Source organism: Tsukamurella sp. USMM236 (assembly GCF_037148755.1).
GTDB lineage: Bacteria > Actinomycetota > Actinomycetes > Mycobacteriales > Mycobacteriaceae > Tsukamurella.
In genome coordinates this window covers 1-223 of the sequence record NZ_JBBCSS010000029.1, presented here as the reverse complement: position 1 = coordinate 223, position 223 = coordinate 1, and the positions used below count along the sequence as shown (strand labels likewise).

The 223-nt window shown below is 49.8% G+C and carries 1 rRNA gene; it reads left to right on the top strand.

Going from position 1 to position 223, the window contains the following annotated elements:
* A 23S ribosomal RNA gene (locus WFK95_RS24810) occupies positions 1-148 on the top strand; the annotation flags it as partial.
* Positions 149-223: the final 75 nt, after the last annotated feature.

Sequence of the window (223 nt, the reverse complement as noted above, 5' to 3'; positions counted from 1 at the left end):
ATCTAAGCGGGAAGCCTGTTCCAAGATTAGGTTTCTCACCACCTTGAGTGGGTAAGACCCCCTACAGACTATGGGGTTGATAGGCCAGAACTGGAAGCGCAGTAATGCGTGCAGGTGACTGGTACTAATCGGTCGAGGACTTACCACACACATAACATTCGCCAAAACGAGCACAAGCTCACAGGTGAAAGCGTGTAACAATAACAGAAACCAGCTGAGGCTG